Below are 12,556 nucleotides of genomic sequence, written 5' to 3' on the forward strand. Positions count from 1 at the left end.
GGCAATCACAGCTCACCGTTATAAAAATTCTCAGCTCTGAGGTAGTAGAATGAGTAAGTTTTGTCCCAATGCATTAAGCCTTGCAGTGGCTGTTGCGATCAGTTCTTTCATCATTAGTACCCAGACACTGGCCGATCGCAGGCTGCAGACAAAAGCTGTCGATATTAAAGACAATGAACATGTGGAGTTTACCCAGAGTGAGATCATTGTTCGGCCAACGTTAGGTGATGACCAGCAGCCAATACCCGGATCTTTTACGACCACCTACTCTTATTACACTGATATCAGTGCAGGCTATGCCATGCCGGCTAAAAGTTTTATAGGTTTTGCTTCTCATTTCTGTGGGGGTGTTTCCAGTGTTGATCTGTTTGAAACAGGCGAAAATGACGTTGCTCAGAAATACACCAAAGTCCTGAAGCTGGGTGATGAGGAAATCTTCAGGTTTACCCATAATCTTGAAGAAAAAGAACTGGTCATTGAAGTCAGAAGCGGAATGACCGATCCGGATTCAGTTGCGGCTGTCCGTTTTCAATTGACTGGCATGGAATCATTGGAACCGTTAACGAAAATCGCCAGATCCGCGCAACTGCTCTGGCTGCTGGAAGGTGCTGAGAAGAGAGCGGGAAACCTGGGCAAAAGTGATCACTATGTTACCCTGGCCAGCATTGAAGTAGACAAGGTTTTAGTGGGTGGGCGTACCTTCATGCGTCTTGTCTCAGGGGGTGATCGGCCACCTGAACTGAAGCGTCTGGGCCATTCACTCTTTGTCAATGATGATGCTCTCCTGGCAGCAGCGACTTCTGCCTATATCCAGGTTCATGTCCTGGGAGAAGCGTTACAACAGCAAGCTCTTAATGAACTGCTGGCACACAACAAACCCGTTGGCTACGTTGTACACGTCAAGGATGGCTCACGGGCTTATCCTGTGCCTGTGGGTTATCCGAAGCTGGAAGTAGCAGAAGCTCCGGGGGAGGTGATTGTTTTCCATGGTCAGAGGCTGAATCCGGATGATGTCGTTTTTGTAGAAAAGCTCTATGACCTATGGCAGGAAGCTGAGGGTCCCCTACCCTCCCCTGCAGTATTAACAAAAGTTAAAACCCATCAGGTCAGAGCCTACCAGTACGTCATTCGAAGCAGGCAGATGACAGTGCTGGAGGAGTTTGCTGCGCGGCAGAATGCTGTATTCAATCAGGATCAACCGACGACACTTTCAAACAATGATAAACGGGCGATGCGTGCGCTTGCATTCTATGAATCTCTCGATCAGGCATTGGTCAGTGCCACTCCAGATAAAAAACATAGAATAAGGGAGTTTGAAGTCACACTGGAAGACCTCAGAGTCGCTTCGTCGTTCATTACACCCATCTGGATGCACAATCAACTTGAAAAACATTTCGGCTTCAAACCCGTACTCAGAGATCTTCTGACTAATCAGCATTTTGTTCAGAAGATTGTCGATCATATACCCGTTGTCGTCAAATTAAAGACTGACGGTTTATACGACGACGAACAGTTTGTTTCCAAAGTTCTGGGTGAAAGGGCCAGACAGATGGCTGAGATGTTCAGCAAGCTGGATGAACTATATAGTGCAGAAGCCGAGCTCCTCGTGCTCAAATATAAATTAGAGATTGAATCGGATAGAGCCGATGCCAGTGATGAGAAAAAACTGGAATGGCAACAAATTTATCAGAAAGTTAAGGCTAAACATGCATGGACTCTTGCCAAGCTGCGAGATCAGAAAACTCTGGTAAAGACACTTATGCAGGAGGTCAGGCAATTCCCTCTGCTGGAACAACAAGTTTCTAATGCCAATTTAAAAGCCATAAATGCTCGCCATTCTAAAATAGCAACAAAACTTGGCATGGATGACTGGGATGACACCCAACCAGAAGTTGAACAAGTCGAAAGCCTCTTGAAGAAAATTGATGATATCTGCGATCCGGCTTCCATTAAAAGTCAGCTCGCCCCAATCAACAAAGCTGATCTGCAAGCCCGCCACCAGACCCAACACCTTCAGCAACAGAGCACCAGAAAAGAGGCTGACAGCGAAGCTGAAATAAAAGCCCGTTATGCAACCCTCGCTATTCATTTAAACATTAAGGATTTTGATAACAACGCAGACATTGACGTTCAGGAAGACCATCTGCTTCAGAGAATTGAGTCACTGACTGCTGAAATACAGCATGCTTATAGACTGAATGACGAACAAAAACACCTGCTTAACAAACTGCAGTCAACGAATGCTCCACTCAACCCCATTCCAGAAAGTTTGCTTCAGAAAATCCAGACACTGAATGATGATGGCGATATGAAAAAACCTGACGTCAAATTCATGCAAGACGGTATCGCAGCGATTTTGCGTATCGTAATGAGTAAAGACGACTCATTGGCAAAACACATTCCACAGATAGAAGCAATGCATCAGAGTCTTGCAGATTTGAAACAGGAACTGGAAGACATCAGAACACCAGGCCACCCCAGAGCCATGCCGTTAGTCCTTGAGAAACTGGCTGCCGTGGAAAAAGCCCTGGAGATGGATGACCTCAATAGTAAGGGCGATGTCTATTACCGTCGTGACGCCATTTCCGAGGCAATTCAGACATCTATGACAAAGGCCAGTCAGGCGGCAGAGAAAGAGGCCCTGGAAATACTGGAAGAATTAGAAGAAGCAGTCAACATAAAAACCAGTGAAGGTGATGACAACACAGAAAGAGTTGACAGGATTCGTGCAAGGCTTAAGGACGATGAAATCACTGAAAAAATGCTGAAAGGTAATTCCATCTGGGAAGATGCTATGTACCAAATAAGAGGAGTAAAAGTCGAGGGAATTGATGGGACTCTTGCCTTTTTTGTCGAAGAAGTGGATGAGCGAGCCATAGAAGAACAGAAAGAGATACTTAGAGCTGTAGAGAACAAGCTGAACATCGACATCAGGGAAAACACTGCTGCTATAGAAAGAGGCAAGCATTTCGTTGCTAAACTGGCCGATGACCTGAAACTGGAATTAAAAAAAGATACCAGCCTGGATGACCAGAAGAATGCCCTGAGAGAAAAAATTCGGGCATTAAGGGACATAGTAGAAGGCTTCTATGACAATAGAGGTTCCAGAAAAGATACAAACAATGAAATTGCTCGTCCACTCAACATTGAGGGTTATGAAGAAGATGCCGATCTCATCTACCAGCAAAGTCTGATTGGACTAAAACTCCGAGAGCTGAATGATGAAGTTTACCTTGCCGGTCAGCCTACCGTTAATGAGCGTATCGCAGCCATAGAAGATGAGCTTGACAAGCACATGGCTCACCTGGGACCTAAACCCCGATTCGTTCTTGATCGTGAGCTAGCCAGAGCCAGTCGGGTAATAGAAGAAGCTGAAAGTGAGCTGGAAACTGCTCATCAAAAACTGGAGGCTATGTTACAACCGGACGGTGATGACAGTACTGGCAGCAAGACCCGGGAACAGGCCCGTCTGGAAGCTGAGATTGAAGTCAGGAAAGCAGACATTGAGAGAATGAAAGATGCCCTTGAGGCAGCCGGGAAAGCCGTCGAAAATGATGACGGCCCTTTCCAGTACACGCCGGAGCAGGCAGAAGTTCTGGACGCCATCCACACCTTCACACAGCAGCACTCACTCAAGAAACAAGCCCTGGAAGCCGCCATGGGTCTGGCAGAATTAGCCCTGGAAAGCGGTGAGGCCATACCCGACTTGACGACTTTCGATTTTAGCGAAGAATTTGCGCCGGTTCACCTGCGGGCATTGGTCGGAGACGCTCTGACGTTTGATCAGGCCAATCGGATTGTGAAAATTTTCAAGAGTCTGAAGAAGACCTTCCCAGTCCCCCTTTTCGAGCCTTTGGAAAATCAGCCTTCGAATGTCCTGAAAATAATCCAGCAGCTGGTAAACAGCGCCAGGCATGAGCTGCAAAGCGGAGCTAAACAATACGACGACGAAATTCACGGCATGGCCAAAACAGCCATTCACTACGTCAACTATGAACTGGGAGACCTGAACAGCTTCCCGGACTACCTGGCTGCCCGCTATGCCAGTGCTAACAGGATCATCGCTCTGCTGCGTGAAGGTCTGATCAGCAAGGTTGAACTCGAGAACTACATGAAGGCCGTCAGAGGTGTCGATGGTTATCAGACAGTGGATGAATTTGAACATTTCCTGGGCTACAAACACCGCGTCAATTTGCCTCACTTCAATAGCATTATCCAGATGCTGTCCGACAGAGGTGCTGAGGAATTCATGCAGATGGCCTTTAACCCTGTGCCCCTCACTGCCACTGGCCCGGCGGGTATGAAAGAATCTGTTGCCGACATGAAAGAGTATGCAGCTGCAGTCATCGCCAACTATGTTCTTGATGATATTGCTTTTGACAATGGCCGCAGAACGGCAGCATTTCTGGGCAATATTCAGGAAACCCTGACACCTTACGCCAATGCCGCTGGCCTGTCTGAGTCAGACCTGATCAAAGCTATCCACAACACATTAATACAGGCTCACACCACAGTAGTTGAACGACAACTGTCGGATTACTGGGTCAAACCGTCCGCCTTCCTGGTACAGGCTGTGACCTGGTATTACTCCAGCTACAAACCGCTACTGGCGACCCATACAACCTTGCAGGCTGCCGAGCAGTCTCTTTCAAACATGTCGTTCCTCTATCTTCTGGATCTGACCAACAGGGGTGATTACCTGCACCGGATGCTGACACCTTTCCGGCAGTGGCTAGAACACTTCAGTGTTGATCCTGACCGAACCGGGCAATATGCCTGCCACAATGGCATTGAACAAATCGCTGAAGTGGGCGGGCTGGCCATGCCATTGGGTAAAGCCGCGTCCTCAGTCATTCTATTGAAAACCGGCTCTATGTTATTTGCCCGACAGCACAATGCCAATCCTCATAGTTATCGCAGCATTTCCCGGCTGGTGCCGGAAATAGTGAAATCCATGGGTTCAGGACAGGGAGTTCAGATACCGCTGCTGCACAGGATGACTCCACAAAAAGTGAAAACCCTGGCTTCAGCCACCACCGGCCTGGTACTGGGTCCGGTCGCCACTGTCGGAGCATACGTCCACGGACTTATATCTGGGTTCACCTATGCACAAACCTTCGGATTCGCCCTGGCGTCTAGTCTCACTTTCGACTTTTTTATGAACGACAACAAAATGCTCACTCAATGGCTGGGCGGGCCTCTGGGCCGGAGTCTTGACAAGATTAATCGCTGGACAGGCCTGGGGGAGACGCAAGATAGATATTTGCAACGTACGGCTATTGCTTCACCTCAAGGCTTCAGTGAAACCGATGAAGCCTATGCAAACCGTGTAAAGACCAACAACACGATACCTGGCTGGACTCGACAGGAAAATTATCTGCAGTTCCGCGAACGCCGTGATCGCACCATGAAACTGTTTGACAATGGCTGGGAGCAATACTTCATGGAAAATGTCCCCAGATGGTCATTCTCCCATGCAGAAAGTATTCCTTACTTCTACACTCTTGGAGCTTTTTACGGTTTGCAAAAGGGCGATGATCAGAGAGTTCACGGTCATAATTAGAGAAGTGCCTCTCAATTAAGCCTTCCACCTGCAACCCTGGCAGACCAACATGACAGGTCTGGTGAACGTTTCATGCCGGAACAGGAATGAGCGATTTTAAAAATTACTTCCTCGCCTGCCAGCAATCTCTTTTCACGGTGATAAAAATACTCAGCTCTGAGGTAGAAGAATGACAACTGCTCGCCCCGATGCATTGAGCCTTGCAGCGGCCATTGCAATCAGTTCTTCGATCATTGCTACACAGGCACTGGCCGATCGCAGGCTACAGACAAAATCTGTCGATTTTCCGGACAATGGACATGTGAAGTTTATCCAGAGCGAGGTTATGGTTCGGCCAACTTTAGGTGATGACCAGCAGCCAATACCCAAGTCCTTTACAACCACTTACCCCGATCAGGATCAGGCCAGGGCTGGCTACGACGTTCCTTCCAGGGGCTTCACAGACGTTCTTTCCGGCATCGAAGGCAGCGTTTCCAGTGTTGATCAATTTGAAACAGACGAGAATAGCGTTGCTCAGAAATACACCAAAGTTCTGAAGGTCGCTAATGAGGAAGTCTTCAGGTTCACTCATTGCCTTGAAAGCAACCTACTGCTCATTGAAGTCAGAATCGGGATGATCGATCCTGACTCAGTTGCAACTGTTCGTGCTCAATCAGGTAACGACCTGCATTTAGAACCTTTGACAAAAATCGCCCGTCCCGAACACCTGGCCGGAGTGCTGAAAGGCGCCAATGAAAGAGCGGGAAACCTTGGCGCAAGTAATGACTTCGTTCATCTTGCCAGTATTGAAGTCGAGCAAGTGAAAGTGGACGGGCGCACCTTTATGCGTCTTGTCGCTGCAGGCGACCAATCTCCTGAACTGCAGCACCTGGGTCAATCGCTCTTTGTCAATGATGAGGCACTTTTCGCAGCAGCCACCACTGCCTATACCCAGGTTCATGTTCTGGGGGAAGAATTACAGTATGAAGCTCTGAATGAACTATTGTCATACCATAAACCTGTCGGCTATGTTGTCCACGTCGAGGATGACACAAAGGCTTATCCTGTGCCTGCTGATTATCCAAAGCTGGAAGTGGAACAGGCTTCGGAGGAGATCATTATTTTCCGTGGTCAGAAACAGAATCCGACCGATATCGCTTTTGTCGAAAGCCACTATGAATTATGGGATGTATATAGTGTTCAAGAACTCACTGCAGAAGTTAAAAAAGCCAGAATCAAAAACTACCAGTACGTGATCAGAAGCAGGCAGATGGCGCTGCTGGAAGAGCTTGCTGCCGGGTTGGCCACACAGCAAGATGCCGGACTTGACCTGGATAAACTGTCGAAGCTTACCTATTACGAATCTCTTCAGCAGGCATTAACCAGTGCTACTCCAGATGAAACCGATGAATTTGAATTCGCAACAGGGCACATCAGGGAGGCTTCATCAGTCATCACGCCCACCTGGGTGCAGTTTCAACTCATAAAAAACTTCAGCTTCAAACCCGTCCTTAAAAATCTTCTGACTCACCATAATTTTATTCAGAATATTCAGAGCCTGATGCCCTATGTCACCGAAATGATAAACGCGGTTGCGCTTGGCAAAGGCACAAAATTTTCCCAAAAAGTTGTGGGCGACATTGCCACACAGATGCTTGAGACGGTAAGAACGCTGGAAAAGCTGCGGGCAAAAGAGGCCGAACTGACCGCAGAACAAGTCACTGATTCTTCAGCAGATGTCACAAAAGCTCGCCACGCTCATATAGCTGCAGCACTGGGTGTTGATGACTGGGATGATACCTGGTCATCAGAAGAACAAGCCAGACTCCTCAGCAAGAAAATTGATGAAATAAACCAGTCGGTGGCGGCAACATTTATCGGCACAGAATTGACTCCGGAGCAAGCTGCAAAAAAAACACTGGCAGCGATTGAAGGCCAGCTCGGCATTGTTTCAGACAATGAAGACGATCTGGGTGGTCGCACTGATCTCATTCTGAAGCATCTGCAACAACATCCAGACCAGACTGGTGAGTTATTCGGGGATAAACTGACGATAATCGAAGGTCAGCTCGGTCTGGCTCCAACTAAGAAAGATGACCCGGCGGCCCGTCAAAAGATCATTCGAATGCACCTTCTGCTAAGACTGGCCAAGGTGGGTCAACAGCCACATTTTCAGCGTCAATATCAACAAAAACTGGAAGCAAAGAAAAGTCATCTACAGCAACTTCAGCACCTGGTCAATCTACTTCCAACGATTGACAAAAACCTTCGTGATGCCGCAGCAAAAGCAAGAGTAGATATCAACACTCAACTGGCAGCAGAGCTGGGTACTGATCACTGGGACGATACCCGGCCACTGGAGGAACAAGAAAGAATCATCAGGGAGAAAATTCTTGAAATCAAAACATCTCCTGACGAAAGAAATGCCGCAACAGGACAGCCATGGGAAGAAGCTGTAAAAGCAAGACTGGCGCCCATTAAAAGCAGGTTAGACATTACTTTGAACAATGAAGATGATCTGGATACCTACTATCAGTCCATTCAACAACAGCTGCAACAAAAGGAAAAACTGAACAATGTGGCCATTCAGAAATCACTGACTGACTTGGAAAGTAAGCTCGGTCTGGCCTCAGACAACGAAAAGGACCCCGAAGTCCGTCGACAGATCATTAAGCAACAGCTCGGGCAACAGCAAGCATTGGTCGCTCAACACCTTCGTCAGCAGCAGGGCACCAGAACAGATGCTGAAATCAAAGCCCGTTATAGAACTATTGCCGCACATTTAAACATTCAGGATTTTGACAGCGATACAAATGTTGACGCTCAACAGGAACAACTGCTTAAAAAACTTACGACAATGAAAGCCCGGGATGAACGTCAGCGTCAACAAATTAAGACAATGTATGCTCAATATGAGCTCCTGCTTCAGAAAGTTCCGTCAACGAGTGAGCAACCAGACCCAGAGGATGTTTACAATCGGGCCAAAAAAGGTGTTCTGGCAGCGATGCCCGGTGTTGAGCTGAGTGATGACATCACACCAGAAGGTCTCAAAGCCCTGGAATTGGCAGTACATTCCAGGCTGCTCAGGCTTGCTGACCTGGAAGAAGAAATAGGTCAGCCCCCGGGCCACCCCGGAGTCAAGCCTGAAGTACTTGCTAAACTGGCTGCCCTGGAAAAAGCCCTGAAGATGGATGACCTCAATGGCGAGGACGATGTGTATAAACGTCGTAACGCCATTCCTATGGAAATGGAGTTATACATGGCAAAATTCAGGCAGAAGGCAGAGAAAGAGGCTCTGGCAATACTGGAAAAAGTAGAAGAAATATTCAAAATCGATGTCAACAAAGATGATCACACAGCAGCAAGGCTTGAGAGGATTTTTACAAAACTGGACACAGGTGATTTCTCAGAATCCATGGTGGATGAGATAGAAGATACCCTCTGGCAAGAAGACATCCCACCTGTGAGGGAAAAATGGGAAAGAAAACTCGAGAAACTTAAAGGGCGTCTTTCCTTTTATATCGAAATCCCGGATCTGGATGAACGCACCATAAGAGAAGAGAGAAAGATGCTTGAAGCCATAGAGGAAGAGCTGAACATTGACACAAGTGAAAATCCTGCTGCCAGAAGAAGAGACATGGATTTTATTGCTGAACTGGCTTCGGATCTAAAAGTGGAATTTGAAGAAGGAGCCAGCCTGAATGACCAGAAGGATGCCCTGAGAGGCAAAATTCTGGCATTAAAGGAAGAACTAAACAACCTCTTCGACAATGAGGATCTCACAAGAGAGACACACAATGAAATTGCTCGTCTTCTGTGCATCGAGGACTATAAAGATGATGCCTCTGAGGATGAACAGGCTTGCCTCATTGAAGACAGACTTCGGGAGCTGGATGAAGAAATTTGCATGATGAGTTGGCCTAATATTTATGATCGTACAGAAGCCATTGAAAATGAGCTTGACAGGCAAATAGCTCGCCTGGGACCTAAACCAAGATACGTTCTTGATCGTGAGCTTGCAGTAGCCAGACAAGCAGTACAAGACGCTGAAAGTGAGCAGGAAGCTGCTCGTCAAAAACTGGATGCTATTCGTAGCACAAATTGGGTATTCGCCCAGAGCCATACTGACCTCCAAACTGTTCCGGATGAAGGCGACACATCCCTCAATCAGGCAATGAAGGATATTCAGACTGAGTTGGGACTGGCTACAGATAATGAGCAAACCTTCAAAGAGCGAGTAGACGACATCAAATACTTCCTGAGTGGATGCAGTGCAGAAAAACGCGATGAAGTCATTGAGAAAACCACAAAAGCCATGAACCTGCGAATAAAAGGTGAGCTCGGTTTACCGGAAGAAGCTGATTACTTTAGTGCCAATACAGCCTCTGAAAAAACCTGTGGTCGTGATGAAAACCATGCAGTTGAGGGTGAACTGCCTTTGACCAGGAAAAACTACAATCGGGTCACAAAATTCCTCCATGAACACGACAGGAAAAGTGCAGAAGTGGCTCTTGCACTGCTTGAAGAAGCTGTTGCACAGGAGAATCTGGATCGAAAAAAAAAGCTGTTTAGCAACCCTGAAAACACCGCTAAGCAGGCTAAAACCGTCCATAAGAACGAAATAGCTATGCTGGATTCAGTTCTGGATCAGAAAAGTGAAGATGTATCCGTTGCGAAAAAGGCTCTGGCGAATCAGGAAGCACTTCTTGGCGCTGCTGAAAAAGCCGTGGGTCTTACACCAGATCCTGCTGACACCAATGAACAACGGATTAATGCCCTGAGAAACAAACAGATACAACTGGGTGGACATGATGGCACCGGCGGAAAAATCGAGCAACTGACCAAGGAACAGGTTCGTCTGGAAAGGGAGATTAAAAACAGACAAGCAGACCTTGAGAGAATGAAGGAAACCCTGAAGGCTGCACAGGAAGCTGTCGAAAATGATGGTGGCCCCTTCCAGTTCTCGCCGGGACAGGTCAATGTTCTGGCCGCTATAAACACCTTCACGCAGCAGCAGTCTCTCCGGCAACAAGCGCTGGATGCCGCAATCGGCCTGACAGAATCAGCAGTAAACAGCGGTAAGCTGATACCAGACCTTGTAACTTTCGATTTTGACGATGAATTTGCACCGATGCGCTTGCAGGCAGAGGTCGGAGACGATCTGACGTTTAACCAGGCCAGCCGGATTGTGGAAGTTTTCAAAAACCTGAAGGCGAGCTTCCCGCCCTCCCCTGTTGAGCCTTTAGAAAGTCAGCCTCAGAATCTCATTGAACAAGTCCAGACTCTGGCAGCCAGGGCCAGGAATGAGATGAAAACCGGGGCTCGACAATACGACGACGAAATACGCGGCATGGGCGAAAGAGCCATTCACTTTGTCGGGCATGAACCAGGGGATTTGAAAGGCTTCTCGGAATACTTCGCCGCCCGTTCTGCCAGTGGCAACAAGATCATGGCTCTGCTGCGTGAAGGACTGATCAGCAAGATTGAACTTGGAAACTACATAAAGGCCGTCAGAGGAATTGATGGTTATCAGACAGTGGACGAATTTGAACATTTCCTTGGCTACAAACAGGGCGTCAATGTCCCTCACTTCAAGGCTGTTGTCCGGATGCTGTCCGACAAAGGTGCTGAGGAATTCATGCACAGTGCCTTTACACCAGTGTCCGTGACTGCGATTGGCCCGGCAGCAATGAAAGAGTCGGTTGCCGGTATGAAAGAGTACGCAGTTGCGGTCATCGCCAACTATGTTCTTGACGATATTGCCTTTGATAATGGCCGCAGGACGGCAGCGTTTCTGGCCAATGTTCAGGATACCCTGACACCTTATGCCAATGCGGCCGGACTTTCTGAATCAGAACTGATCAAGGCTATCCATGGCACGTTGATACAGGCTCACGCCGCAGCGGTTGAGCAGCAGCTCAATGATGACTGGGTCAAACCTTCAGCTTTTCTGGTACAGGCTGTCACCTGGTACTTCTCCAGCTACAAACCGCTACTGGTAAGCCATACTGCCTGGCAGGCCAGAGCGCTCTCCCTCTCAAACATGTCGTTCCTGTATCTTCTGGACCTGACCAACAGGGGGGATTACCTGCACCGGATGCTGACACCTTTTCAGCACTGGTTGGAACGCTATGGTGTTGATCTTGACCGAACCAGCCAATATGCCTATCACAGTGGCATTGAACAAATCTCTGAAGTGGGCGGACTGGCCATGCCATTGGGTAAAACCGCGTCCTCAGTCATTCTGTTGAAAACCGGCTCTGCGCTGTTTACCAGACAGCACAACGCCAACCCGCAGATGTATCGCAGCATTCTCCGCCTGGCGCCCGAAATAGTGAAGTCCATGGGGTCCGGACAAGGGATTCAGGTACCGCTGCTGCACAGGGCGACGCCACAGAAAGTGAAAACTCTGGCTTCTGCCACCACTGGTCTTGTGCTGGGACCGGTAGCCACTATCGGAGCATACGCTCATAGTCTTATATCCGGATTCACCTATGCACAAACCTTCGGGTTTGCTCTGGCATCGAGTCTCACTTTCGACTTTTTTATGAACGACAACAAGATGCTTACTCAATGGCTGGGCGGACCTCTTGGACGTAGTCTTGACAAAATTAATCGCTGGTGGGGCGAAGGTGAAACGGACGATGAGTATTTGAAACGTACGGCTATTGCCTCGCCTCAGGGTTTTAGTGAGACCGATGAAGCCTATGCAAATCAGATCAAAGCAAATAGCACGATGTATGGCTGGACTCGACAGGAAAATTATCTGCAATTCCGTGAGCGCCGTGATCGCACCATGAAACTGTTTGAGAATGGCTGGGAAAAATACTTCAGGGAAAATGTACCTAAATGGTCGTTTTCCCATGCAGAAAGTGTTCCTTACTTCTATACCCTCGGAACTTTCTACGAATGGCGACGAGGCGATGATAAAAAAGTCCACAGTCATACAACTCGTTCCCACGCTCTGCGTGGGAATGCATACCCCCAGGTGAAAAACTGATTTTACACGCGAGA

Annotated in this window: 2 protein-coding genes; both read left to right on the plus strand. The window is 48.0% G+C overall.

All coding sequences use genetic code 11. The features are described from left to right. Positions 1–49 precede the first annotated feature (49 nt). Positions 50–5,563 carry a hypothetical protein gene (locus tag ACOJUO_RS25210; protein WP_422138553.1) on the plus strand — a complete coding sequence of 1,838 codons (5,514 nt, stop codon included), beginning with the start codon at positions 50–52 and terminating at the stop codon, positions 5,561–5,563. A 169-nt stretch (positions 5,564–5,732) separates the two neighbouring features. Continuing rightward, positions 5,733–12,542: a hypothetical protein gene (locus ACOJUO_RS25215; RefSeq protein WP_422138554.1), complete on the plus strand. Its 6,810-nt coding sequence runs from the start codon at positions 5,733–5,735 to the stop codon at positions 12,540–12,542. The last annotated feature ends 14 nt before the right edge of the window (positions 12,543–12,556 follow it).

Source organism: Endozoicomonas sp. ALC020 (genome assembly GCF_049275935.1).
Classification (GTDB): domain Bacteria; phylum Pseudomonadota; class Gammaproteobacteria; order Pseudomonadales; family Endozoicomonadaceae; genus Endozoicomonas_A.

Bases quoted from the DNA above. Each gene is read 5' to 3' on its own strand.
- ACOJUO_RS25210 (WP_422138553.1), top strand. From the start codon at position 50: ATGAGTAAGTTTTGTCCCAATGCATTAAGCCTTGCAGTGGCTGTTGCG.
- ACOJUO_RS25215 (WP_422138554.1), top strand. From the start codon at position 5,733: ATGACAACTGCTCGCCCCGATGCATTGAGCCTTGCAGCGGCCATTGCA.